This window comes from Pukyongia salina, assembly GCF_002966125.1.
GTDB classification, from domain to species: Bacteria; Bacteroidota; Bacteroidia; order Flavobacteriales; family Flavobacteriaceae; genus Pukyongia; species Pukyongia salina.
This window is the reverse complement of the sequence record NZ_CP027062.1, coordinates 1,427,492-1,453,804: the sequence shown is the minus strand read 5'-3', so window position 1 is coordinate 1,453,804 and position 26,313 is coordinate 1,427,492. Positions and strand designations below refer to the sequence as shown.

Sequence of the window (26,313 nt, the reverse complement as noted above, 5' to 3'; positions counted from 1 at the left end):
GTTTATTTGTTTTTTAAGATATAGGGTGTAAGACTTTCATAGTACGGAAGCGCCTCGGCCAATAACGGACCCAAATGCGGCGGGACCTGTACCGGTTGCTTCTGTTGCACTTTGAAACCGGTTGTTTTATGAACATTAGCATACCAGTGTTTCGCCCAGATCCCGTCTTCGGGTATTCCCCCTTGTTCCCACGATAACATGGAGTTGTAAAATGGGATATCGAGAATTCCGCATAATTCTTTCAGGTAATTCTCCGGGTGGATCATTAACTCGTCGCTATCGATCACAACTATGTCCTTATTATTTTGCTCTAAATATTTCACCAGTTCGAAGGATTTCTTAATCCCAATGTCATTCAGGGTTGGATTGGAGATAACTTTAGCAAAGGAAGAGATCAATTTCCGGGGGTGCCTTATTAAAAAAACATTTTGCCAATTCTTTAGATAGGCTGGCTCTTCAGAAAGAAAATGATGAGCCATGCCTTTTATGAACACATGCTGTGTTTTGGCAAGCTCTTCTATGCTTTCAACCACATTGCGCTCCTCACAATCCATTGCGGCTATTATATCGAAATGTGAAGGGTGATTGATCGCCAGGTTGGCCTGTTTTAAATAGTAACCATAAAAAGGTTCGTCTATTACTACAAAATCCTTTCGTTGCGCAAAGGAATACATCAATGCGGTAGATATATTTCTGGGACCCGAGATCAGGTTGATTACCTTCATAAAATAAAGGTATCAAAAAATTCAGGAATTTAGGAAAGGAATACGTCTAGGAAATAACCAAATTACTCAACGGTTACCGACTTTGCCAGGTTTCTCGGCTGGTCCACATTTCTGCCTAACATTACTGCTATATGATATGACAATAATTGTAATGGGATGGTAGTTACAAGCGGACTTAACGCCTCAGGCGTTTTTGGCACTTCCATGATATAGTCGGCAAGATTCTTAACAGTGGTATCTCCTTCGGTAACAACAGCGATGATCTTTCCATGACGAGCTTTTATCTCCTCGATATTGCTCACCACTTTTTCGTAATGGTTACTATTCACTGCGATCACTACAACCGGCATCTGCTCGTCGATAAGGGCAATCGGGCCATGTTTCATCTCGGCAGCGGGATATCCTTCGGCATGTATATAGGATATCTCTTTAAGTTTCAGTGCACCTTCAAGTGCAACCGGGAAATTGTAACCTCTTCCCAGGTATAGAAAATTGGAGGCATCCATAAATACTTCGGCGATCTCCCTAATCTTTTCATCACTCTTGAGCGCCTCCGCCACGTGATCGGGGATCATTTCCAACTCTCTTAAATGCAACATGAAATCCCTCTCGGAGATCGTTCCTTTTTCTTTTGCAATGCGCAAGGCGATCATCATAAGAACGGTGATCTGGGTAGTAAATGCCTTGGTAGAGGCAACGCCTATCTCCGGTCCTGCGTGGGTGTATGTGCCACTATGCGTTTCGCGTGAAATGGTAGACCCTACCACATTACATATTCCGTAGACAAAGGCACCTTTTTGTTTTGCGAGTTTTATAGCAGCGAGTGTATCGGCTGTTTCACCACTTTGAGAAATCGCTATAACCACATCTTTTTCATTGATGATAGGATTTCTGTATCTAAATTCGGAAGCGTATTCTACCTCCACAGGGATACGGGCAAGATCTTCGAAAATATATTCGGCAACGAGCCCGGCATGCCATGAGGTTCCGCAGGCAACTATAATGATACGATTGGCATTTTTAAATTTTCCAATATGATCTTCCAGCCCGCCGAGTTTTACAATTCCCTGGTCGGCCAAAAGCCTTCCTCTATAGGTATCTTTAATAACCGTGGGCTGCTCGTATATCTCCTTCAGCATAAAATGCTCGTATCCGCCTTTTTCTATCTGTTCCAGATTTAATTGCAGTTCCTGAATATATGGAGCCACTAATTTATCGTCCTTGATCTTGCGAACCCTTACCTCTCTGCCAAGGCGAATGATCGCCATTTCTTCATCCTCAAGATAGATCGCATTATTGGTGAATTCGATGAACGGAGATGCATCGCTGGCAACAAAAAATTCGTCTTCACCAATTCCAATTGCGAGGGGACTTCCAAGCTTGGCTACCACGATCTCGTCCGGTTTCTTTCTATCGAACAATGCGATGGCATAGGCTCCTACCACCTGGTTTAAAGCGATCTGTACCGCCTTTCCAAGTTTTACCTTCTCCTTCTTTTTAACCTCCTCAATGAGATTTACAAGTACTTCTGTGTCTGTATCCGATTTGAACGTATAACCGCGATTTTCCAACTCCTTTTTAATGGAAGCGTAGTTCTCGATGATCCCGTTATGAATGATCACAAGATCCCCGCTGTTAGAATAATGAGGGTGAGAATTAATATCGTTAGGAACCCCGTGGGTTGCCCAACGTGTATGGCCAATACCTAATTTACCATGGGTAGTGATCTCTCTTCCAATTCGTTCTTCGAGATCGGAGACCTTCCCTTTGGTCTTGGAAAGTTGAATTTCGGAGCCGTCGAACAAAGCAATCCCGGCACTGTCATAGCCGCGGTATTCCAGTCGTTTCAGGCCGTTAATAATGATAGGATAAGCTTCTCTTTTTCCAATATAACCAACGATACCACACATAGAAATTTAAGTTTATTCAGGTTCGGTATAATAAATTTGGAGCTTTAATCTTTTCGAAAGATCATTAGATCTGTTACCGTGCAAAACGGTGCCCTCATGTGATACCACACTTGCGGCAGGTACTTCTTCGATACCGGGCGCCTGAATATTTTCAAGATCCTGGAAACCGGTTTCCAATACATTCTGTGTAACGATAACTCCCAAAGGTACGTTTGTAGAATCCTTGTTGATAAGGTTACTCAAGTGATTAGTGATTCGAAGTTTATAATATTTACCATTGTCGTCACTTCCACGTTCCAGGCGACCAAGATGTACATTTAGTGCATCAACAGGGTCGAGATTGGAGGTTATATCCAAGGTAAAGTCTGCAAGTACGGAGCTATTCTTTAAATCGTAAATGATAAGTCGCTCCGGTTCCAGCTCTCCCCCGGTCACTTTATCCTGATCTACATAAAATATAAGATTTGCCTCATTAATGATCCATCCTTCGTTTCTTAGATCTTCAAGTTCGTCTGCCACCCCGTTATCATCCAGATCGGGTCCAAACAGTTCGATCACCGATATAATACCATCACCCCCTCTTACATAGAGGGTTTCGGCTCCTTCATCCAGATTAGGGTTCGAAAGTTCTTCAGCAAGATCCGCAGGCAAGGTATTTTGGTATGTATTCACGCTAATGGCGTCGAAGGACATCGCAAATTCCCCGTTGAATCGCTCAACGGGATCTGCCCCGGTTTGCCCGGTCCCAATTACATTTCCACCTTCGGTTTGAAATTCATAATAAACTGTAAGACTGGCCTCCTCCAGGTTGATCATAAATAAATTCCCATCATCCGTATCAGATTCCACCTGAAAATACAAACCACGGAAATAATCCCTGAAATTACTATTGTTCAGCAACTCGATAGAACCGCTCATATTAAGGATCTTTTCCTGGAAAAAGTCGGTGGGAAGCTTTGCTCGCAACCCGGGTATGAATGAGATCGTATCGTTTACTTTAAAAGGCTCGTCGCTGGGTACAAAATCTTCAATGGTATGAATAAGTTCTCCTTTAAAAGATTCGAACAATTGCTGCTGATTGGCATAATATTTCTGAGCTTCCTGAAATCCGGTATTTGGGTCGAAGTCCCGTAGAAAAAAGTTAGACTCGTATATCTTGATATCGATAGGAGAATTTCCGTAAACCGAATCGAGTTCGTAAGTGATTACATCATTATCGTCTGTGATCTGGGTGCTGAAAAATGGCAGGAAAAGTACCACGCTATCTGCCCTAGGGTTTATCTCGAAATCGGGCTCATTCACATCCATGGTAACCTGGCTGAGGAAGTTCACCGTTCTTTTACCGTAAACCGGATCGTTATAAACGCCTAATTGAAACACCGGCAGCCCGTTGGTTTGTACAGGAAGTAACTTTCGGCTGTAGGCCAGCACGGATAGGCTATCGGTAAATTTAGATTTAAAGGTTTCGTTGCCAATAATATCGACCCCAATCGTGTTAAAGTCTTCTTCGCAAGAGGCAAAGGCGATTATTATTGCGAAAATTGCCAATGCTTTTGGCAATGTGTATTTGATCTTCATAAAAATACTTGTATTTATCCCAATACCTGAGACTGGTAAAAATCTATATATGCCGATTCTATCTCGTCAATTTTATGATACTTTAACACAGGTTTTTTGACATCGTTAAGATAAGCGGTAAGCTCTTCGGGAATTTCTTCGGAACCAACTATGATCGCATCCGAATTATCTACAGCAATCTTCATCATGTTCACGTAATTTGGTTCCTTTAAACGTTCAATATGCTCCTCGGCAATTCCGTCGAACCTGATCTTATCCATAACGTTATCCTGTAACGTTCCATCGAAGCCCTGATTGTATACCGAGGTAACTATTTTACTATTTTCGAATAAAGGTTCGTTCTCATAATATTTCTGAAGATATAATGGCAGGAAAGAAGCCAGCCATCCGTGTACATGTATGATATCCGGTGACCAGTTGAGTTTCTTTACTGTTTCTATCACTCCCTTAGCAAAGAATATAGCACGCTCATCGTTGTCTTCAAAGAAATTACCATCCTCATCGGTATAGGTAGCCTTTCTTTTGAAATATTCGTCATTATCGATAAAATACACCTGCATGCGTTCCTTCGGAATGGAAGCAACTTTTATAATTAGCGGCATATCCAGATCGTTGATCATGAGATTCATCCCAGACAGACGAATAACCTCGTGCAATTGGTGTCGCCGCTCGTTGATATTGCCGTATCGCGGCATAAAAATTCGAATTTGACCTCCATTGTTATTCACAATACGAGGAGCTTCAAACGACATGGAAGAAATCTCGGTCTCCGGTAAATAAGGTATAACTTCAGAAGACACATACAAGACTCTCTTATCTTTCATCATTGATTCTTTTGTTTATGGCACTTTCTACAGGTTATCCGTACTTTAGATCACGATTGATGCCGTAAGCGTGTACGAATAAGGAATTACAAGAAAAATGCTGCTTTATTGGTGTTGCTCTTAAAAACACGCAAAATTACGAAATTTTATGAAGATTGGCGTCAATATATTAATTTTACTGGCTCTAATATATTCCTATGGTCGTACACACCGACAAAGATTCGCTTTCATCCGACCTACTTCCACGAAGAAAACAGAATAAAAAGATTGGTTTTGTTCCAACCATGGGAGCCTTACATCGCGGTCATCTCTCCCTCGTGGAAAAGGCCCTAAAAGAAAACGACAGCGTGGTGGTAAGTATATATGTAAATCCAACTCAATTTGACAATAAGGAAGATCTTAGAAAATACCCCAGATTACTTGACAACGACAAGGAGTTATTACAACAGGTGTCTGGTGATATTCTTTTATACGTACCTGGCAATGAAGATATCTATGGGGAGAAGGTAGCATCGAAGCACTTTAAATATGACGGGCTGGAACACCAAATGGAAGGGGCACAACGAAAGGGACATTTTGATGGGGTTGGCACCATTCTTAGTATCCTTTTTGAAATTGTTATGCCCAACAAAGCATACTTCGGAGAAAAGGACTTTCAGCAGTTGCAGATCGTTCGCAAGCTGGTAGAATTGCAACAAATACCGGTAGAGATCGTTGGCTGCCCCATCGTACGTGAAAAGAACGGACTCGCCATGAGTTCGCGAAATAAAAGGCTTTCAGAAAAAGAATTTGAAGAGGCAGCCTTTATCTTTAAAACGCTTCAGAAAGTAAAAAGAAAATTTTCTGCCACTTCCATAAAAAAGATCAACGAATTTGTAAAGGAACAGTTTTTGCAGAATGAATATTTGAAATTGGAATATTTCGAGATCGCCAACGAACAAACACTCGTACCCGCGAAACACAAAATGAAAGCCAACAATTACAGGGCATTTATAGCTGTTCATTGTGGAAACGTGCGTTTAATAGACAATGTTCCCCTAAACTGATTCGCAGAGATTATATCGATCTGAAGAATTTCCGATTTCATAATTTATTTTTCTAAAATCATAATTAGTATCTTTGCAGCATGCAAATACATGTAGTAAAATCCAAAATTCACAGAGTTAAAGTCACTGGTGCCGACCTTAATTATATTGGTAGTATTACCATAGATGAAGATCTTATGGATGCTGCGAATATTGTGGAAGGAGAAAAAATTCAGATCGTCAACAACAACAATGGTGAACGACTTGAAACCTATGCTATACCTGGCCAGCGGAACAGCGGCGAAATAACACTCAATGGTGCTGCAGCGCGTAAAGTTGCCCCCGGCGATGTACTTATTCTAATCACCTATGCCATTATGAGTGTTGAGGAGGCCAAAAAGTTCAAACCAGCACTTGTTTTCCCAAACGAGGAGAACAATTTACTCGTATAACTTGAATAAATCCCTTTCAAAATTCCTGCAGATCGCCATCCCTCTTGGGTTGGGTATTTTCCTCATCTGGTACGTATACAATCTGTTTACACCCGAGCAACTTAAACAAACTTACAGGCATTTTGAGGAGGCAAATTACTGGATAGTTGCCCTTTCCGTTTTCCTGAGCGTTTTAAGTCATCTGCTTCGTGCCTACCGTTGGAACTTTATGCTCGAACCTTTGGGATATCATCCCAGGATCGCAAATAATTTTATGGCCGTTTCGGTGGCCTATCTCATGAATATCTTTATTCCTAAAAGTGGTGAGGTTTCCCGGGCAGTCGTACTTAGTAAATATGAAGGTGTCCCATTCGATAAGGGCTTCGGAACCATAATTACCGAACGGGTGATCGACCTGTTACTGCTACTGGTCTTCACTATAATAGCCTTAGTTCTACAATTTGATGCACTTTATTCTTATATCACCGAGAGTATCCCGTTAAAAAAGATTCTTATTGCACTGGGCTCTCTTACCGTCCTTGGAACTGTTTTCCTTCTGTATCTGAAAAATTCCAGGGGTGCCTTTGCAATGAAATTAAAGGGATTTGTTGACGGCCTAAAAGAAGGACTGTTTAGCATAGTGAAAATGAAGAAAAAAGGCTTGTTTATCCTCTACAGTCTAATAATCTGGGGGCTTTACATTGCTGCCTTTTACACGGCTACCCTGGCACTGGAAGAAACCTCGGGCATTTCGGCTGGGATCGTGATAATCACTTTTGTAGTGGGAAGTTTCACATTTGCCTTTACTAATAGCGGTTTTGGCACCTACCCGGCAGCAATCATGGGTATTTTGCTCATCTTTGGCATAGCAAAATCTGTGGGGCTGGCCCTTGGGGTTATCGTATGGACATCGAATATAATTTCTATTTTGTTCTTCGGAGTATTGTCCTTTATACTGTTGCCACTATACAATCGAAACAAGATCTAAGAATTTGTTCGGCATTTTCAAAATTTACTATCTTTCAACTCCAAAAAGTCCTCTTATGAAACAGATACTTACGCTGGTTGTTACTGTCCTGATCGTTTTTACTTCCTTCGGACAATCTAAGATCATTTACGAAGAATTCAATTCGTATAAACTGGATGCTCCCCGCCGCCTGAAAATCCAATTGCCGCGCGACTACGAAACCAATACCGATAAGGTGTATCCCATCGTAGTTGTTCTGGATGCAAACTACTTGTTCGAACCGGTTGCCGGGAATGTAGATTATTTTGGATATTGGGAGGATATGCCCGAATCTATCGTTGTTGGGGTGATGCAGGGAGAAAGTCGTTATGACGATTGTAGCTATGACGATACTAACTTCATGCCTGCCGACCAGGGGGCAGATTTTTTCGAGTTTCTTGGCCTGGAACTCATCCCTTATATAGACGAAAATTACCGAACCGCTAAATTTGTGATAGCCGTTGGACATGATTTCACTGCAAACTTCATTAATTACTACCTTTTTAAGGACCCACCCCTGTTTAATGGCTACATTAACCTTAGTCCCGATCTCGCTCCCATGATGGACGAAAGATTACCACAAAGGATCCCCTCTGTGGAATCGAAGATCTTCTATTACCTGGCTACTGGTACAGATGATATCAAGGACCTGATGGAGATCTCTGAAAACCTCAATAAATCCTTGAAACCCCTCGAGTCTGACACCTTCAAGTATTATTATGATAATTTTGAGGGCGCAACCCATTATTCGCTGGTTGCAAGAGCCATACCTTCGGCAATGGAGAAAATATTCTCGGTGTACAGACCAATTAGTAAGCAAGAATTTACAGATGTAGTGATGAAACTGGAAACTCCGGTGCACACCTACCTCATGGACAAGTATAAGACTATCGAAGATCTTTTCGGACTCACAAATCCTATTCGAATTAACGACTTCATTGCTACTGCTACTGCCGCAGAAAAGAAAAAACAATGGGAATCTCTCAGGGAAATCGCCTCCCTAGCACAACGGCAATATCCGGATACCGTGCTGGGAGATTATTACATGGCAAGATTTTATGAAGAGACCGGAGAACCCAAAAAAGCCATGCGTACCTTCCAGGGAGCATTCGACAAGGAAGAAGTGGACTTCATTACGGTAGATCTTATGCTGGATAAGGCAGATAAGATCAAGGAGGATTTCGGATATTAAAAAACAAACCCCGGATCGCTTTACAGCAATACCGGGGATAAGCCTGGTTAGTTAATTAGGCCCGATTTACATTTGTTTAGTGGAATTCTGTTTTCTGAAATATAGAATGTAGGAAACAATTTCGCGTGTACTCTTCAAGTGACCTTCAAACAGATCCGGCCTGTATACATCAGGTCTCCCTTTTTCAATTTTAGTTATGGCAGGATCGAAAAATCCATAGGTGTAAAATGCTGCAGTCACCACTTTATCTGTTTCAAATACATTGTCGTAGGCGTAAATATATTTCAATACTTCCTCCTTATGAGACGGATAGAGATTGATCATTTGCCAGAAAGCTTTCTGAATCTCATTAGCCGTAAGGCTAAGCTGTACATCCCTGAAAGTATAGCCCGCTTCTGCGTAACAACTTGCACGGTAGGCCTCATCCTTTATTAGTTTCTGCGCTTCATTACTGAAGACCATGGTGGAGCCTTCAATACGTACTCCGGGGGTCTGTAATTCTTCAACCCAGGCGTTAATTTCCACCTCCTGCTTTTTCAGCATTGCCAGTTGAGCTTCGGTAAATGTATAGTCTCCCTCTGTTTCCTGAGAAATACCATTTCCGAAGAAAAAAAGAAGCGAAAACAGCCATAAATACGTTGTTCTAATCCTTACTTGCATAATCCTTATTGTTTTTTTCTGAAAGTTTTAAATTCGCGCTAATGCGTTCCAATCTGGATTCCAGGGTTTCGATCGCATTGTCCATTTGTTTTTGTTGCTTCTGAAATAGATTTACCCTATTACTGAAATCTCCGTTCTGAAGTCCCACCACTGTATTGACCATCTTTGGTCCCTGATGCAGATTTTCATCCCAGGATCGGCCAACGACCATCAGAAAATCTTCCGTGGTCATTTCAGATGGATGCACTGCGATCCCGTAGCCATCAAATTTACTCTTCGCCACTATATAGTCTCCTTTACTAACGGGTCCCATTACCTTTGCCGGAACCTGGCCAATAAAAGCCACCGTATTCCCCAAGTGTTCTTTTCCCTTTTCAGGGGTGTTCCCCAACACTATCGGGCGATGAGACACGATCATTAACTGCTCGTAATCCTTCAGATCTTTAGTGATCTTTCCTCCTTTTACCGCCACTATGTCTCCGGCATTTAAATATTCGTCTTTATTTATTCTCTCCAACCATTCTGAATAATCCCCGTTACCCGAAGCAAATTCCACCCCTAACTTGTTAAACTCGCTTATAAGTGAAACCATGGCCGAGGCTCCGCTGGAAATTCCGTCGGCAAGATCTATCCCAATAAAATTACTGGCAACATTGAACACATAAATATCATCCAACACTGTGTTATTGGCAAAATCTTCCAAAGATTGCGCTCTTACCGCACCGGTCTGAGTTCCGTTCACATCCTGGAAAGTGAAATAGTTATTTTCGGAACTAAGCGTGCTGCTAATATTCACCGTAGGAATATTAGGAATTTCTACCACAGGTATTGTTGGTTCGGGCAGGAAGGGTAGAGACGGCATAAAGTTAGGGATCGTTGGCTGTAATGTTAAGCCCGGGACCGTTAACTCCGGAATGATCAGCGGCGGGATGTCCGGCACACAAACATTTACCGGTGGGATACACACCGTTACACAGCCAGCCAGAGGAATACATACACTAAAACAAGACTGCCCGGAACAAATTCCATTTATACCAGGAAAGGCAACAAATGGCAATGGAATCTGTGGTGTACCTGGTGCCGGAAACTGATCCACCAGATAACTTGGTGAAGTAATTGAAGGTAAGGTCTTTGGCAGGTTGAACTGCGTATTGATCTCCTGTAATACCAGATTATTGATATTGGCTATAGAGTAATTTCTGAACGTAGGTAAAAAGGCAATAACATCATTCACAGTAAACTGAGGGACATTGTTCATGAACTTCTGTTTAATGGAATTAAAGGCAGCTACATAGGTTGGATCTGTAGCCGGAGGAGGATTTTGTGCCCCTGGATCGTTACTAATCAAGGTTTGATCGATCTTTATGAGATTTCCATTGAGAAAACGCCCGTGATTATTCCCAAGGGTAATTTTAATACCATCGCCATTGTCTATATCATTGGTGTTGCTAAAACTGGCAAGGAACCCTGTAGCATCTCCAGATATCGCGATAGATCCCGCTTGCAATGTATTAATATCGGAAAGTCCGGTTACGGTTAAATTATTCTGAATATTAGTAAATCCGGCTATGCCCACTATATTATTGAATGTGGCCGCTCCTGTTACATCCAGTATTCCCGATAGATCACTATCACTGCTGTTTTGAACATTTAAGGTGTTGTTCAGTTTTGTAACGCCATCAACATTTATCAATCCCGTAAGGTGAGTATCACTTGCATTAGTTACAAAAAGCATATTGTTTATATAGGCCTGCCCGTCTACATTCAAGGTTCCCGTAAATAGCGTGTTCGCCGAATTAGCAACGGTTGTATTGCCCATAAAGGTGGTTAAACCATCTACTCCCAAGGTGCCATTGAGGTTGGTTTCGCTCATGTTCAATACATCCAGGGAATTATTCAGGCTGGTGGCTCCATCAACTTCTAAGGTTCCACTAAGGAACATCGCCGATTGGTTTGCCACGGTCAAGTTATTATTAAAGACGGTGTTATCTGCCACTTCCATAGTGCCAAGAAGCTGAGTAGCCCCATCTACATTCAGGTTACCGGATAATGCGGTCATACTTGCATTATTTACAAAAAGATCGCCAAATAGATTGGTGATTCCGTTTACGGTTAATTCCTGTCCAAAATCTATTTCTCCATTCACATTCAGTGAGCCTGTAAGCAAGGTGGGATTCTCAAAATTTACGTTCAATGCATCGTTCAAATTTGTGGAAAGCCCTACGGTTAGTGTTCCCGATAGGTAAGTTGGGCTTGCGTTGTTTACATTGAGCAAATTATCCAAATTGGTCTCTCCGTTTACCAGGAGTATATCGTTTAACGTGGTTTGCCCACTTGTGTTAAGTGTTCCGCTTAAATTAACCGGACTGGTATTGTTTACCGAAAGCGAACTATTGAGGTTGGTGTCACCTTCAACTGTTAGATCATCATTAAAAAGTACTTCGCCGTCTACAGTAAGATCGCCCGAAAGATTTAGGGGATTTCCGTTGTTGATGTTAACCGCACTATTAAAATTACTTGTTCCATCTACTGTTAAAGTACCTGTGAACAGCGTAGGGTTCTGGCCGGTCACTTTGAGATCATTCAATACGGTGGCATCCACTACATCAAGCGTACTCTTAAGTTTTGAGTCCTCCCCAACTTCGAGAGTGGAATTTAACTGAGTTTCCTTATCAACTCTTAAGGTTCCACCCAAATTTGTCGCAGAAGTCTGGTTAACCAACAAGCTGTCCTGCAGGGTGGTTGCCAGACCTACTTCCATTGTTCCGCTAAGTGAAACCGGACTTCCGTTATGCACCCCCAGTTTACCATTTAAGTTTGTGGTCCCATCTACGGTTAGATCACTTTTAAATTTTACTTCATCATCGATCTGCATAGAACCTGTAGCGGTAATATTTCGATGATATGAGTATGGTATAAACAGTAGTTGTTGATTACTTAAAGCAGTGTAGCTCCCATCGAGATTAATATCTACCGAAAGGTTCTTTTCATTGCCATCCCAATCGATCTCGTTGAAATCGCCCATTACCGCCTCCCCTTGACCGATGATCACCTTTATCATACCGTATTTGTCTGTTCTCGCTTCCTGAATTTCCCGGTAATCTATATTACTTGTTTCACTGCTAATGGTGAATCGAATTAGCAAATCTGTATTGGGTAAAACGTTACCGGTGATATCTGCACCCGGGATCTGTTGTGCTTCAGGATCTAAAATAACCGCCTGGTAAACGAGCCCGTCTGTTTGAGACATAGCCGTAAATCCTGAGAAAATTAACATTAAGAATAGAATTCTTTTCATGGCTGTTATTTTACTTATTAGATTCTAATAGCAAAGCATCTGCTTTGTCTTCCAGCATATTTACCTGCGCTTCGATCGCCTTGAATTTTTGCTCGTAATTTCGCTGTTTGGCCTCCAGTTTTTTCATGATATTTGCCCAATCTCCATTGTGGACTCCTACCACGGTATTCACCATTTTAGGACCTTCTTTGAGATTTTCCTCCCACGAACGGCCTACGGCCTTCACAAAATCATCGGCTGTCATATCTTTTAGTGCGATAGCTACACCGTATCCCGAAAGTTCCGGGTGCGCAACTATAAAGTCTCCGGTATGAACAGGCCCCATCACTTTAACTGGCACCTGCCCCATAAAAGCCACGTTGTTTCCAAGGCCTTCTTTTCCTTCTTCCGGCACATTCCCAAGAATGATCGGCCGGTGCGATACCACCATAATCTGTTCAAGATCGGTGAGATCTTTGGTGATCTTTCCTCCCTTTACTGCCACTATATCTCCTGCGGTTAAATATTCGGCGGGATTAATTCTCTCGAGCCACTCGGCGTAATCGCCATTCCCAGAAGTGTACTCAACTCCTATCTTATTAAAAGCATCGATAAGATTTGTAATCTCAACCGCTCCGGCAGTAAGTCCGTCCAGCAGATCGACCCCAACAAATGAGGAAAGTACATTGATAAGGTAAACAGGGTCACAAATGGTAGAGGCGTAGAAATCGCTTATGGATTGCCCCCTTATTTCCCCGGTTATAAGATCGTTTTGATCCCTGAAAGAAACGTACACATTCTGCTTCGAAAGTGAAATTGGCACATCGGTTATCGGGATAAATGGGATTTCTACCGGCGGTAACCCACCATTATTATTCGAAATGGGCAGACCCGGAATAAAGTCCGGAATTGGAGGATTTAGTACCCCGGGAGGTAATCCGGCTTTTTGCGGCAATACGCTTATGCTGGGAAGATCTATTCTAGGAATAGTTATGTTCACAAAAGGTATGGTAACCCCTGCAAAGATATTTGCCCCTTGTAGTATGTTGGTGGAAGGGAAAGTAACAATGGGCAAAGTTTTCCCATTTCCCGCTCCTGGTGCGATCCCGTAGGTTGAGTTGATCTGGTTGAAAACGAAATCGTTTACTGCGATCACAGCACCAGACCTAAGATTGTTAACGTTACTACCAAAGCCACTAATGATCTCGGAAGGTGTGATGCTACCCGGATTAGATAACTGTGTCTTCATTAGAGCGATCGCCTGAGCGTATAATGGATTTCCTCCGTTTTCAACCAAAGGATTTGGCAGCGGTGCTATCCCATTTAAACCGTGGTTCCTTCCTAGTTTTATAAGTATCCCATCTCCCGTACCGGCGTTGGTATTGGTAAAGGTCGCCACATAATTGGGGTTATTACTTTCCACGGCGATCGTTTCGGTAGAAATACTTCCTAGCGAAGCCGTACCGGTAACTGTGAGGTTGTTATTGATTGTTGTTTCACCGGCAATTGTTACCATATCACTAAAGTTGGCCGCGCCTGTAACATTCAACGCTCCACTTAAATTAGTTTCGCTCTGGTTCAAAACTTTCAGTTCAGATTGTAGAGAAGTTACCCCATCAACCACCAACTCCCCTGTAAGCTCGGTCTTATTTCCGCCGGTTACTTCGAGTGAATTATTTAAAGTAGTTTCTCCATCCACCATCAACAAGCCTGTTAAGAGTGTTTCACTTTGATTAGCCACCTCAACATTATTCTTCAACGTTGTTTCTCCATCCACGTTCAGCACACCGGATAAATTGGTTGCACTTCCATTTGTTACGTCCAGGGTATTGTTCAAGGTAGTTGGCATATCTACTTCCAGCGTACCTGTAAGTAAGGTTGGAGATGCATTGGCAACCGTAGTATTCGAGTTAAGGGTGGACGCTCCTTCCACCAGTAAAGTGCCATCCAGCGAGGTTGCTTGCGTAACAGTAAGATCTCCCGATAAAAACGTGGAACTTCCGTTGTTTACAAATAACGCATCATTTAAATTGGTAACTCCGTTTACGGTTAAGTTGTTGTTGAGAGTTATAGCGCCTAATACTTCAAGCGTACCGGAAAGAAAAGTAGGCGCGCCGTTATTTACAGACAGACTGCTGTTTAAATTGGTTGGGAGATCTACCGTTAAACTTCCAGACAGATTTGTAGGACTTTGATTATTTACATTTAAAAGATCTTCCAAATTGGTTTGTCCGGATACCTGCAGACTACTTCCCAGAGTTGTCGCACCATCTACATTCAGGGTACCAGACAAGTCTGCGGGACTACTATTATTAACACTAAGTGAACTGTTTAAATTAGTATCCCCGTTTACCGTGAGATCATCATTGAGCGTAGTGGCACCGTCAACATTCAGGTTGCCGGTTACATTTAACGGGCTCCCATTGTTGATGTTTACAGCATTGTTAAAATCGGTAATTCCATTCACTATCAGAGTCCCGGTTAAGATGGTTGGGCTTTCATTGGTCACGGTAAGTGAATTGTTTAGTGTTGTTGCACCGTCCACATCCAAGGTACTGTTAAGCTGAGTAGCTTCTTCTACTGTTAAGGTATTGTTTAGTCGTGCGGCGCCGTCCACATCTAGGGTCCCGGTTAAAAAAGTAGGGCTCTCGTTGGTTACAGACAGTGAATTATTCAAAGTAGAAGTTCCTGCCACCACCAGGGTGCCGGAAAAAACAGACGGACTCTCATTATTTACAAATAAGGCGTCATTTAATCGGGTTTCGCCATCCACCACCAGGTTATTTCCAAACAAGACCTCCCCATCTACATTAAGCGTACCGGTAGCAGTAATATTTCGATGAAAAGCATAGGGAATGAAAGTAAGTGGCTCCTTATTTAGCATTTTAAAATTGCCATCCAGATTTAAATCCACCTGAAGGTTTTTTGGCACACCATCCCATTCTATTTCAGTAAACAGTCCATTGGAAGGCTGGCCTTGCCCAATAATGAGGTTGATCATCCCAAAGCCATCGGTTTGTGTTTCCTGAGTTTCCTTGTACAATATCGTTCCATCACGTTTTAGGATGGTGAATCTTACTGTGAGTGGTGCATTGATCAGGACATTGTTGGTAATATCCTGCCCCGGGATCTCTTGTGCTTCAGGATCTAAAATGACCGCCTGATAGCTTAATCCATCGGTTTGAGCCATCCCCGTTACAGAGAGGATCAATAAAACGAATAGTAGGTTTAATTTTTTCATAATATGCCTTTTATTCTTCAGATTCTTCGTTGTTATCTTCATCGGTGTCTTTGGATGGAATTGCAATTCGTATCCCTATTCCCACCATATGTGTGTTTATCTTTAATTCTTCCTGGCTCGTGCTGCCGTTGTTATCGTCGTTCATTCCAAGGCTTTGACCATACAAATACTGTAAGTAGATGCTGCTGGTCTCGGTAAGAGGGTAGCTTAAGCCCGCACCTCCACGAAAGAAAATAGCATTGTCGTCAAATTCTTCGGTATCGGTTAAATTGATCACCTGGTTGTTGATAGTTTGTGTTCCTTGCAACATAAACTCTAGCGAGGTGGTAGCTTTTAAATGAAATTCCAGCTTGTCTATGTCGAACAATGCATAATCGAACCCAAGGACGATCCCCAGGTAATCCGCATCCCATTCAAAGAAATTGTTCAGGGAATTGTCGCTACCCACAGATCCGTAGCTGTTATAATTGAGGCCCAAGGCCACATTAAATCCTTCGGTAAACACCTGCCGGCGATAACCTGCCTCCATATAATTTTGTGTAGTATGCTGCAGGTTGGCAAGTTCCTCTCCTTCTGAATTGGTGAATTTGAAATTCGAATCTACCTTCCCAACCTCAACGTAAAGGCCTTGAGAATGGGCAGTGAAACCTAAAAAGAGGACGAATATTAGTGCGATTTTTTTCATGGATTAATTTTTCAAGATGTTTGCCTTAAATTGTCTTTTTTCTGAAGTAAGAAGCAGCACGTACTGTGCGCTCGCTAAAAATGATAGATCTAGATTTATCTCCTTCCCGGCTCTGGTGTTCATGTTGTGTACAACCCTGCCGAGCATATCATAAATTATGATATCGATCCCACCTTCCAGAGTCTCATTGAAAACAATCCGAATATCGCTGGTAAAAGGGTTTGGATAGATTATCGCATCGATTAGATCATCGTTGTCACCTCCGGTGCTTAAAATCTTAATGGGAGGCTGAATAAATCCCTGTCGTATGGCCAGGCTGTTGGCAGTGTAGAGTCCAATAACACTCGACTGCCCAACACTTTGCTGAACAGTATAGGTTTTATCCCCGCTTTTAAGCTGCGAGGATGTACCCGATACGCCCACCGTTGATCGTACCAGTTCCTGAGCATTCAGGCCTGCTACTAGCAAGCAGAGCAATGTTATTAATACAGATCGTTTCATAATTTTTTCTGAATAATCATTCTTTTATAAATTGTTTTGTTACCAGTCCGAATTCCGTCTTTATAAGCAACAGATATACGTTGCTGGCTACTTCCGAAATATCCAGTTCCTGGCTATCTGCTCCCTGTAACACCGGAAACTCTTTTACAAGTCGGCCCGAGAGATCGTAAAGCGAAATACTATTAACACCTACCGCCCTTATTTTACTAAGCCTGATGCTGCTGGTGGCCGGATTGGGATATAACTTTATATTTTCTAATTCCTGGTCATGTAAACCCAAGTCGAACCCTACGGTTAGATCGAAATTGCAACTATCACTGTTTCCATTGTCGTCTTCTACTGTTACCGAGATCGTATAAGTTCCAGGATCCAGTAAAGTTCCTGGTGCGGGATTCTGACTCCATACCGAAATGGTTGAAGTACAATTATCACTAGCCGTAGCTAATCCGCCAGCGAAATAGTCTGGCAGGGTGTACGTGCTTCCATTGGGGATTGAAACCGATTGATCTGAAGGACAATTTATCAAGGGATCGACGGTATCTACCACCGTGACCACTGCAACACAACTGTTGGAATTTCCATTTACGTCGGTTACCGTTAAGGTAACGTTGTTCGTCCCAATATCGCTGCAATCGAACGAATTCACATCAATATTTATGGTAGCTATCCCGCAGGCATCAGAGCTACCACTATTCACATTAGCCGGATTAATGAATGCGGTTCCCGAAGCATCTAGTTGGACCGTTATATCCTGGCAGGAAACATTAGGAGCTATATTATCTTCTACGTTCACAATGGCATTACATGTACTGCTATTTCCACTGGTATCTGTAACGGTTAGGATAACACTGTTGGCGCCTATCGAATTACAGTTAAAGAAGTTATTACTTATAGAGTATGTGGCTATTCCACAAGCATCTGTACTGCCATCGTCCAGATCGGCCGGGTTTATAGTAACGGTTCCCGAAGCATCAAGCTGAACAGTGATATTCTGGCAGATCACGTTTGGTGGCGTTACGTCTTCCACGGTAACAACGGCTGTACAGCTGTCTGTATTTCCGCTGCCATCCATTACCGTTAGCACGACCGTATTAGCCCCCAGGTTACTACAATCGAAAGCAGAAACGTCTACAGAGCGTGAAACAATTCCGCAGAAATCACTACTACCACCATCAACCTGCATAGCCGTAATTGATGCCATCCCGGAAGCGTTCAAAGGTAGGGTGATGTTCTGGCAAACCGCTATAGGTGCTATCAGGTCTTGTACAGTAACTACGGCAGTACAACTCGCTGAGTTTCCATTGGAGTCTGTGACCGTAAGCGTTACGTTATTTGGCCCAATATTAGAGCAGTTGAACGTACTTACATCCAAAGATCTATTCGCGATCCCACATACGTCCGAACTTCCATTATCTATATCGTCTACAGTGATCGAGGCAGAGCCTGTGTTATCAAGCTGAATTGTAATATCGGTACAGACAACAGTTGGAGCGACCACATCGGTAACCGTAACTACGGCAGTACAATTGCTGGTTAAACCACTGGCATTGGTAACCGTAAGCACTACATTATTTGCACCAATATCTGCACAATTAAAGGTATTTCTATCGATGCTTAGGCTGGCGTTGCCACACGAAACCGTGCTTCCACCATCCACATCGGCAGGAGTGATACTTGCATTCCCACTGGCATCCAATTGTATGGTGATATCCTGGCAGTTGGCAACCGGGGCCTCAACATCTTCCACGGTAACCATTACTGTGTCCGATGACGAGTTACCGGAAGCATCTGTAACGGTGAATGTTACCGCAACCGGAGCACTAACATCTGTACAACTAAAGGTATCGGGATTGGCAGTATAGGTTAGTGAATTACAATTATCTGTGGAGCCATTGTCTAACATGCTTCCGGAGATAACTGCATTCCCACTATTGTCCAGTTGAACCGTAATATCCATTCCTATCGCCGTTGGGGCAACATTATCCTGGACGGTCACTATGGCCGTACACGTATTAGAATTTCCGTTATTATCGGTAACTGTAAGTACTACCGGATTATCGCCCAGGTTGCTGCAATCGAAATTGGTGATATCTGCAGTTAGGGAAGAAATTCCGCAGGCGGCATTACTTCCGCCGTCGATATCAGATGCTGCTATGGTAACCATTCCGGAAGCATCAAGTTGTACCGTAATGTTCTGGCATAAGGCATCTGGTGGGATCGTATCCTCTACGGTTACGGTGGCCGTGCATGTATTGGAATTTCCGTTATTATCGGTTACAGTAAGAGTAACAGTATTAGGACCAATGTCGGCACAGCTAAACGAACTAATGTCCAGGGATCGGCTGGCGATTCCGCAGGCATCCGAACTTCCGTTATCTATGTCGTCTACGCTGATGGTTGCATTTCCGTTTACATCCAGTTGTACAGTAATGTCCTGGCACATCATCTGCGGTGCAATGTTGTCTTCTACAGTAACCTGGGCAGATGAGCAAACGGCCTGATTTCCGAAGCTATCAGTAACGGTCACCACGATGTTATTCACGCCAATATCGGCACAAAAGAAAGCACTGGGTTCTGCTGTATAAGTGGCCACGCTACAATTATCGGATGAGGCGCCGGCTATGAGTTCGATGTATGTGGGTGAAGAAGGATTAGAAGGATCGGTGAGTTGATCCAGAAAGAATTCGCCCATACTGTTTAGCTGTACAGTGATGTTCTGGCAGATGGCAGTGGGTGCAATATTATCTTCAACGGTGACATTTGCTATGCAGGAATCGCTATCCCCATTCCCATCTGTAACAGTAAGTGTTACAGCGATAGGTGTCGCGGTCCCGGAGGGTGTATAAGAGTAATTTCCTATAGGCATAGGTATCAACGCGGTGGCATTTGAAGTTTCGCCATCCAGGATGTTTATCCCACTGAAAAACCAGTCGTTGACCTGAAAAGTAGAACCATTTGGTCCGGTATTATTCTTTCGGTACGCCCAACCATCCAAATACTCCCAGGCCGTAGCTGTTCCGCTGGCATTAATATCCCCGAATACGTCGATTACGCCTCCATTGAAAAATAATTCGACTGCGTCGTTTCCGTCTACATCGATCGCCACCGATGTCTCGTCTGGGAGAAACCCAAAAAAGTTATTGAAATTGGTACTTTCCGAAGCAATATAAATGAAACTCCCGGCGATAGCTGTACCTGCCGAAAACGAAAATTCCTGTCCGTTAGAACCCCCGCCATCATTCGCAACTCCCAGGCCAAATAAGCTGAGATCCGGAATATCTTCTGTGACATAAACTTCAATGGCTTTTGGAGTGCCCCCTGCTAAGGGGCCGTCTATTATTCCTGTAATGATCATGCTGGCCAGAGGTGGGTTATACACATCATTACAATTGAAGGTAGTTTGGGAAGCGGAGAAGGTCATATTCCCACAATTATCTGTGGAGCCACCATCCAGCATATCGGCTGTAATTGTTACCATTCCGGTGGCATCCAGTTGCACTGTGATATCCTGACAAACAGCTACGGGCGGATAGCTGTCTGTATCTTCAACGGTTACCGTCGCCACACAACTACTGCTATTCCCGCTGGAATCGGTTACTGTTAGGGTAACACTATTTGCTCCCAGGTTGCTGCAATTGAATGTATTGGGGCTCGCACTTAGCGAAGCGATCGTACAATTATCTGAAGAACCATTATCAATATCCAGCGCTGTGATGGAAGCATTTCCATTACCATCAAGCTGAATGGTTATATCTTGACACAGCACCATAGGTGCCGTAGTATCCACTACAGTAACTGTGGCTGTGCATGTATCTGTCTGCCCTATCGAATCTGTTACTGTAAGGGTAACGGTATTGGGTCCAATATCTGCACAACTAAAGGTATCTGGTGTCACCGAAAGGGTGATCGTTCCCATATCATCCGAGGATCCTCCGTCCACATCGCTTCCTACGATTGTCGCCATTCCGGAGCCATCTAAAACCAGGGAAGGGATATCCATGCATACCGCCACAGGTGGATCATCCTGACTGAACATGGTAAGCGAAATGAAGCAGAATAGTAGAAATAAGCTGGCCCTCATATTGCGTTTAGATTGGTTATGGTAAATATATAGGCGCAGCAAATACCAGAAAATACGTACGTAATGTCTAAAACTAAGTAGGGGTACTTATGTACTTTTCTTACAGGGAAAGAATAAGTTCCTTATTCTCTTCGGTCCATTGGGAGAGAGCGTCCATTCCGGAAGGCAAATCGAGTTTCTGGATGATATTGGCCCTATGTTTCTGAACCGTTCGATAGGAAATACTAAGTAACTCTCCAATCTCTTTCGAGGTCTTTTCCTGGGCGATGAGTCTAACGATAGTTCGTTCGGAGGGAGATAAGAATTTTATTTTCGCGAGCTCTGGCGAAACCTGGGTATTGAATATTTCATCAAATTCCTTACTAAAATAATTTTCGCCTTTAGCTACAGCCTGGATACAGGCATCTATTTCTTTAAATGGTTCGTCTTTTAGCAGATAACCGGATATATTAAGCTTCTTTGCCTTGTGTACAAAGGCCTTTTCCTTGTGGGAGGTTAAAATGATGAATCGGGTTTTTAGATCTTCTTCACGACATTTTTTTATCACTTCGAAGCCTGAAAGAATAGGCATCTCTATATCCAGGATAGCGATTTGAGGTGCTTTATCAAGGATGATCTCTAAGGCCTGTGCTCCATTTTCAGCACCTTCCAGCACATGGTAACCGTTATTGGACAATTCATCGGTTAGTCCTTTCAACAACATAGGATGATCATCGGCGACAAGAATTTTTAGATTACTCATGGTCTATTTTATATCGGCTATGATTCGTGTACCTCCATTGGGCGTACTCTCCAATGTTAAAGTCCCTCCCAAGATACGAATGCGTTCGGACAAAGTCTTAAGGCCAAGGCTATTTTGTTTCTCTTTTTCTGAAACCGAAAACCCTATCCCATTATCCTCTATTTTGGCCGTAAAACCTCTTGATCTTCGTTTTATAGTTACGTCCACCGACGTTGCCTGCGAATGTTTTACGATATTATTAAAACTTTCCTGTATGAACCTGTAGAAATTCAACGATTCCTTTTCATTTAATAGATCGTCTATATTATCGATATCGGCAGAAAAGAACATACTGGTTTCCTCATCAAGATCGTATATCAATTGCTCAATGCTTTCTGTGAGCCCCAGTTGTTTTAACACAGCCGGGTATAGTCCTCTGGAAATTCCTCTTACTTCTTCCAGCGCTTTATGGGTAAGGGCTGAAATCTCATCATGATCGGCATTTTGTGCCTTTTTCTTGATAAGGGTTAATTGCTGTCCAACACTATCGTGTAATTCACCGGCTATGCGGGTGCGCTCCCGCTCTTGCGAAAACATAAGTGCTTCAGAGAATCTTTGCTGAAGACGACTCTTTAAGCTCGCCTGCTTCAGAAGATAAAAGAACAAAATTGAAGCAAGAAAGAGTACTAGCAAATAGAACCACCAGGTCTTATAGAAAAAATCCTTCGAAATTATAGGTATTTCCAGCGACTCCCCGATCTTATTACCCGAAAAATCCAATGCTTCGATCTCCAGGTTGAACCTTCCTGTTGCAAAATTTGAAAAGCGCAGGGAAGATTGTGTTCCAAGATCCGTCCAGGGATCACCGTCCAGTCTGTAGCGATAACTAATAGGCATAGCGTCGATATTATGGGTAAGTGAATAGTCGATCTCAAAAGATTTATTTTCAGCCGTTAGCACGATCCTCTTTTCCTGATCTAATTTAACGCGGTTAAAATTATCCACCATCTCCCCTAGATCACCATCGTAATTCTTCACTTTCAGTAATACCAAACTGGCCTCTATCTTCCTGGGGTTTAATTGGGAAGGACGAAAATAATTAAGTCCGTTGATCGTACCCACCAGCATCTCATCACCCCGCTTTAAAGCACTATATCTGTTTGCCTCATTGTCACTTAATCCATCTTTTTTAGAGTATCTAACACTGCTGTTGTTTTTAGAATCATAAACCACGAGTCCATTGAAAGTGTTGATCCAGTAACTATCACCGTCTTGTAAAACAGTTGCTATACCGGCTTTCAGGGGGTCTTCATACAGTGTTTCAAAAGTTTCTGAAGCCGCATCAAAGCGAATAAGTTTGCCGGAACGAGTACCTAATAAAAATTGAGAATCTACTAGCCGGTCCACCATCAGGATAAATTCGTCTTCAAGCCCGGAAGAAGTCTCAAGTAATCTGGCTTCCGAAGTTTTAGTATTAAATACCAAAAGACCTAAATCTGTCCCGCCAAGAATAAACTCCTTGTTGCGGGATATAGAAACATCGTAGACCTCCAGTGAATCTGTGGTAGCCAATTCGCGGTGGGCCCTGGTATGAGTATTAAAACCCATTAATTTATATCCTTTCGTACCATAGACCAGCAACGAATCATTTAATCTTTCTAAACACAGGATGGGAAAATGCTTATAACTCCTCGCTACTCCAGTAGCGACATTTACTCTTATTACACTACCCCCATGATTACTCCACAAACTGTCCCCTTCCAGTATCATATTACGAGAAGAATTGGGTATAAATAGCTTATTCGCCTCTTTCAGTGGAAATGGTTTCTGCTCTTGGGTTTCGGTATTGATATTATACCAGCCATCAGCTTCGGTTGCAACCAAATAATTAGGGCCGTCCAGATGATGTATCGCTCTTATGGAAGAACCCATAAGAAAGTTCCTGATCTTTTCGGAAGGAAATTTAAAATGATGTAATTGGTTGCTCGAGGTCCCAATCCAAAGGTCTTTTGTTAGGTCTTGTGATATGAGTTTTACAGCGGGGTTTTCATCAAAGGCGGCGAACCGATACTTTAATTCTATTCTTTCTTCCGAAGTCTCAAAAAAACTAATAACACCATCATCACTTACTGAAACGATCAGGTGATTTCCATGTGCATCTTGTACGGTATTAATATTTTCATCTTCCGGCACGAACTCATTTTCCGGCTGGATGGTTTGTGAATCAACATTGATACTATGAAGTTGCTGGCTCTTATAGGGAAAGGTAAATTGTTTATTTCCTACAGTAAATATTTCCTTTAACCAAAATTTTGATACGTTCGAACCTCGATCCGCTCTGAAAGTCTCGGGTTGAAATTCTTTGAGCACATTGCCTTCCCAATCCAATAATGTGAGCGGAAAATTATCATCGCCAATTAGGCAGAAATCATCAAACGGTAGAAATTTGGTTGAAGACTCTAACAGGAATCTGTGATCTTTATTCTGAAAGCTAAATTGTGGTACTAATACGGCATCTTTGGTGAGAACATTGAGGGTTATGGTAGAGGCCTCCTGAGTAAGAAGGTAATCTTTATCTTTATACCTGAATACGTTCGAACAGCTCACCAGCCCTTTATCAGTATCACCCATTTCAATTTCAGAAAATTCGAGACTTAACGGATCGAATAGGTACAGATGCTCTTCTTCAGACTGTGCTACCACATAGAACAAACCGTCCTCTCTTTTGTAAATATGACTCACCAATGTTAAAGGCGGCTGTACCACGGGCAACGGAATTGTGTGAAAGATGCTTCCATTGAAGCGTTGAAGCGCAAGTTCCGTGTCATTAAGTATTATCTTTCGCACATCCTGATTTGTTCCTCCCAGCCAAAGGAAGCCTTCATCATCAAATTCCATCGCCAATATTCGGTCTAGTTCGAGGCCATCGTTTTGGTCGAATATGCTATGGTCTAATTTTGAAGATTGCGATAAGGCGGGAACGGTGATTAGTAGCAGGAATAAAGAGAGGAATTTCATTCGGGGTAAATGGAAAAATAATTTTTGCTTCTGAAAGATAGGGATTTTTATCGCTATTTTTGCTGAAGGTACTATGGCTAAAACAAAAACAACTTTTTTCTGTCAGAATTGCGGATCTCAATACGCCAAATGGCAGGGGCAATGCACTTCCTGTAAAGAGTGGAATACCATAGCCGAAGAGGTGATCCAAAAAGCCGAAAAAAGCAGTTGGAAACCAGAAGAAACCACGGGCGTAAAACGCGTTGCCAAACCCCAGAAAATAGCCGATATTTCAGCGAATGCGGAAATGCGCATGCACACGGCAAACAACGAACTTGATCGTGTGCTAGGAGGTGGTCTTGTCCCCGGATCTTTAACACTGCTGGGTGGTGAACCCGGCATTGGTAAAAGCACACTTATGTTACAGGTGGCTTTGGCGTTGCCTTATAAAACGCTATATGTTTCGGGAGAAGAAAGTGCCCAGCAGATTAAAATGCGGGCCGAACGTATCAATCCGGGCTCTGAAAGCTGCTTTATTCTTACCGAAACCAAAACTCAAAATATCTTCAGGCAAATAGCCGAGATCGAGCCGGATATTGTCGTGGTAGATTCTATCCAAACCCTGCATACAGATTATATAGAAAGTAGTGCCGGAAGTATTTCACAGATCCGTGAATGTACCGCCGAACTTATAAAATTTGCGAAAGAAACTGCTACCCCTGTGATCCTTATCGGCCATATTACCAAAGACGGTAATATTGCCGGACCCAAGATCTTAGAGCATATGGTAGATACTGTGCTTCAGTTTGAAGGGGATAGAAATCACGTTTATCGAATTTTACGCGCCAACAAAAATCGCTTCGGCAGTACCAACGAACTAGGTATTTACGAAATGCAGGGAAGTGGCTTAAGGGAGGTAGATAACCCCTCGGAGATCCTTATCTCCAGGAATGAGGAGAATCTAAGCGGGACTGCAATTTCGGCCACTCTTGAGGGGATGAGGCCGCTCATGATAGAAATTCAGGCTCTTGTAAGTTCGGCAGTATATGGTACCCCACAGCGATCTGCCACAGGATTCAATGTGAAACGACTTAATATGCTGCTGGCAGTCCTTGAGAAAAGAGCTGGTTTTAAATTAGGTGCCAAAGATGTCTTTTTAAATATTACAGGAGGGATCTCGGTGGATGACCCTGCGATCGACCTGGCGGTAATTGCGGCTGTACTTTCCTCTAACGTGGACATTGCAATTGATAAAACAGTCTGCTTCGCAGCCGAAGTTGGACTTGCAGGAGAAGTAAGGCCTGTTACCCGTGTGGAACAGCGAATTCATGAAGCTGAAAAGTTAGGCTTCGGAAGCATAGTAATATCAAAATACTGTAAACTTCCGAAGGATAACTATACTATCAATATCATTAGGGTTTCCAAAGTGAATGATGTGGTTCATCATCTTTTTGGGTAA

At 42.7% G+C, this 26,313-nt stretch carries 17 protein-coding genes; 5 read left to right on the top strand and 12 right to left on the bottom strand.

Features of this window, described 5'->3' with window-relative positions; translation table 11 throughout:
• Positions 1–2: 2 nt before the first annotated feature.
• The 4 genes from C5O00_RS06400 to C5O00_RS06385 all read right to left on the bottom strand — a co-directional run bounded on the left by C5O00_RS06400 (position 3) and on the right by C5O00_RS06385 (position 5,037).
• A complete protein-coding gene (locus tag C5O00_RS06400) occupies positions 3–725 on the bottom strand; it encodes a sulfotransferase-like domain-containing protein (RefSeq protein ID WP_105215943.1) in 723 nt (240 codons plus the stop codon).
• Positions 726–787: 62 nt separating this feature from the next.
• A complete protein-coding gene (gene glmS, locus C5O00_RS06395) occupies positions 788–2,635 on the bottom strand; it encodes a glutamine--fructose-6-phosphate transaminase (isomerizing) (RefSeq protein WP_105215941.1) in 1,848 nt (615 codons plus the stop codon).
• Between the two features lie 12 nt (positions 2,636–2,647).
• Positions 2,648–4,213, bottom strand: coding sequence for a beta-barrel-assembly machine lipoprotein BamH (bamH, locus tag C5O00_RS06390; protein WP_105215939.1), 1,566 nt, complete (start codon positions 4,211–4,213; stop codon positions 2,648–2,650).
• 14 nt (positions 4,214–4,227) lie between these two features.
• On the bottom strand, positions 4,228–5,037 hold the full coding sequence (locus tag C5O00_RS06385) for a glycogen/starch synthase (RefSeq protein WP_105217588.1): 810 nt from the start codon (positions 5,035–5,037) through the stop codon (positions 4,228–4,230).
• Positions 5,038–5,234: 197 nt separating this feature from the next.
• Here C5O00_RS06385 and panC point away from each other — a divergent pair, with 197 nt between their 5' ends.
• From panC to C5O00_RS06365, 4 genes are all read left to right on the top strand, one after another.
• On the top strand, positions 5,235–6,083 hold the full coding sequence (gene panC / locus C5O00_RS06380; RefSeq protein WP_105215937.1) for a pantoate--beta-alanine ligase: 849 nt from the start codon (positions 5,235–5,237) through the stop codon (positions 6,081–6,083).
• Between the two features lie 80 nt (positions 6,084–6,163).
• Positions 6,164–6,514 carry an aspartate 1-decarboxylase gene (panD, locus tag C5O00_RS06375; protein WP_105215935.1) on the top strand — a complete coding sequence of 117 codons (351 nt, stop codon included), beginning with the start codon at positions 6,164–6,166 and terminating at the stop codon, positions 6,512–6,514.
• Between the two features lies 1 nt (position 6,515).
• On the top strand, positions 6,516–7,481 hold the full coding sequence (locus C5O00_RS06370) for a lysylphosphatidylglycerol synthase transmembrane domain-containing protein (RefSeq protein WP_244593039.1): 966 nt from the start codon (positions 6,516–6,518) through the stop codon (positions 7,479–7,481).
• 55 nt (positions 7,482–7,536) lie between these two features.
• On the top strand, positions 7,537–8,691 hold the full coding sequence (locus C5O00_RS06365; protein WP_105215933.1) for an alpha/beta hydrolase: 1,155 nt from the start codon (positions 7,537–7,539) through the stop codon (positions 8,689–8,691).
• Between the two features lie 66 nt (positions 8,692–8,757).
• Here the strand turns inward: C5O00_RS06365 and C5O00_RS06360 are convergent, their stop codons facing one another.
• The 8 genes from C5O00_RS06360 to C5O00_RS06325 all read right to left on the bottom strand — a co-directional run bounded on the left by C5O00_RS06360 (position 8,758) and on the right by C5O00_RS06325 (position 24,875).
• Positions 8,758–9,351, bottom strand: coding sequence for a hypothetical protein (locus C5O00_RS06360; RefSeq protein ID WP_105215932.1), 594 nt, complete (start codon positions 9,349–9,351; stop codon positions 8,758–8,760).
• Positions 9,335–12,649: an autotransporter outer membrane beta-barrel domain-containing protein gene (locus C5O00_RS06355; protein ID WP_105215930.1), complete on the bottom strand. Its 3,315-nt coding sequence runs from the start codon at positions 12,647–12,649 to the stop codon at positions 9,335–9,337. The genes C5O00_RS06360 and C5O00_RS06355 overlap by 17 nt, the downstream gene beginning before the upstream one ends.
• Before the next feature lie 10 nt (positions 12,650–12,659).
• Complete coding sequence (locus tag C5O00_RS06350) at positions 12,660–15,869, bottom strand: autotransporter outer membrane beta-barrel domain-containing protein (protein WP_158676791.1); 3,210 nt, start codon at positions 15,867–15,869, stop codon at positions 12,660–12,662.
• A 10-nt stretch (positions 15,870–15,879) separates the two neighbouring features.
• Complete coding sequence (locus tag C5O00_RS06345) at positions 15,880–16,554, bottom strand: outer membrane protein (protein WP_105215926.1); 675 nt, start codon at positions 16,552–16,554, stop codon at positions 15,880–15,882.
• A 3-nt stretch (positions 16,555–16,557) separates the two neighbouring features.
• Complete coding sequence (locus tag C5O00_RS06340; protein WP_105215924.1) at positions 16,558–17,055, bottom strand: T9SS type A sorting domain-containing protein; 498 nt, start codon at positions 17,053–17,055, stop codon at positions 16,558–16,560.
• 16 nt (positions 17,056–17,071) lie between these two features.
• Complete coding sequence (locus C5O00_RS06335) at positions 17,072–21,136, bottom strand: HYR domain-containing protein (RefSeq protein ID WP_105215922.1); 4,065 nt, start codon at positions 21,134–21,136, stop codon at positions 17,072–17,074.
• A 100-nt stretch (positions 21,137–21,236) separates the two neighbouring features.
• Positions 21,237–21,878 carry a response regulator gene (locus C5O00_RS06330; protein WP_105215920.1) on the bottom strand — a complete coding sequence of 214 codons (642 nt, stop codon included), beginning with the start codon at positions 21,876–21,878 and terminating at the stop codon, positions 21,237–21,239.
• 3 nt (positions 21,879–21,881) lie between these two features.
• Complete coding sequence (locus tag C5O00_RS06325; RefSeq protein WP_105215918.1) at positions 21,882–24,875, bottom strand: sensor histidine kinase; 2,994 nt, start codon at positions 24,873–24,875, stop codon at positions 21,882–21,884.
• A gap of 73 nt (positions 24,876–24,948) precedes the next feature.
• Between C5O00_RS06325 and radA the strand changes: the two genes are divergently transcribed.
• Entirely contained in the window at positions 24,949–26,313 is a 1,365-nt protein-coding gene (gene radA, locus C5O00_RS06320; RefSeq protein WP_105215917.1) for a DNA repair protein RadA, read from the top strand.

What these genes read in the sequence shown, in the direction of transcription:
- C5O00_RS06400 (WP_105215943.1), bottom strand. Translation starts at nt 725, where the DNA reads ATGAAGGTAATCAACCTGATCTCGGGTCCCAGAAATATATCTACCGCA.
- glmS (WP_105215941.1), bottom strand. Translation starts at nt 2,635, where the DNA reads ATGTGTGGTATCGTTGGTTATATTGGAAAAAGAGAAGCTTATCCTATC.
- bamH (WP_105215939.1), bottom strand. Translation starts at nt 4,213, where the DNA reads ATGAAGATCAAATACACATTGCCAAAAGCATTGGCAATTTTCGCAATA.
- C5O00_RS06385 (WP_105217588.1), bottom strand. Translation starts at nt 5,037, where the DNA reads ATGAAAGATAAGAGAGTCTTGTATGTGTCTTCTGAAGTTATACCTTAT.
- panC (WP_105215937.1), top strand. Translation starts at nt 5,235, where the DNA reads ATGGTCGTACACACCGACAAAGATTCGCTTTCATCCGACCTACTTCCA.
- panD (WP_105215935.1), top strand. Translation starts at nt 6,164, where the DNA reads ATGCAAATACATGTAGTAAAATCCAAAATTCACAGAGTTAAAGTCACT.
- C5O00_RS06365 (WP_105215933.1), top strand. Translation starts at nt 7,537, where the DNA reads ATGAAACAGATACTTACGCTGGTTGTTACTGTCCTGATCGTTTTTACT.
- C5O00_RS06360 (WP_105215932.1), bottom strand. Translation starts at nt 9,351, where the DNA reads ATGCAAGTAAGGATTAGAACAACGTATTTATGGCTGTTTTCGCTTCTT.
- C5O00_RS06355 (WP_105215930.1), bottom strand. Translation starts at nt 12,649, where the DNA reads ATGAAAAGAATTCTATTCTTAATGTTAATTTTCTCAGGATTTACGGCT.
- C5O00_RS06350 (WP_158676791.1), bottom strand. Translation starts at nt 15,869, where the DNA reads ATGAAAAAATTAAACCTACTATTCGTTTTATTGATCCTCTCTGTAACG.
- C5O00_RS06345 (WP_105215926.1), bottom strand. Translation starts at nt 16,554, where the DNA reads ATGAAAAAAATCGCACTAATATTCGTCCTCTTTTTAGGTTTCACTGCC.
- C5O00_RS06340 (WP_105215924.1), bottom strand. Translation starts at nt 17,055, where the DNA reads ATGAAACGATCTGTATTAATAACATTGCTCTGCTTGCTAGTAGCAGGC.
- C5O00_RS06335 (WP_105215922.1), bottom strand. Translation starts at nt 21,136, where the DNA reads ATGAGGGCCAGCTTATTTCTACTATTCTGCTTCATTTCGCTTACCATG.
- C5O00_RS06330 (WP_105215920.1), bottom strand. Translation starts at nt 21,878, where the DNA reads ATGAGTAATCTAAAAATTCTTGTCGCCGATGATCATCCTATGTTGTTG.
- C5O00_RS06325 (WP_105215918.1), bottom strand. Translation starts at nt 24,875, where the DNA reads ATGAAATTCCTCTCTTTATTCCTGCTACTAATCACCGTTCCCGCCTTA.
- radA (WP_105215917.1), top strand. Translation starts at nt 24,949, where the DNA reads ATGGCTAAAACAAAAACAACTTTTTTCTGTCAGAATTGCGGATCTCAA.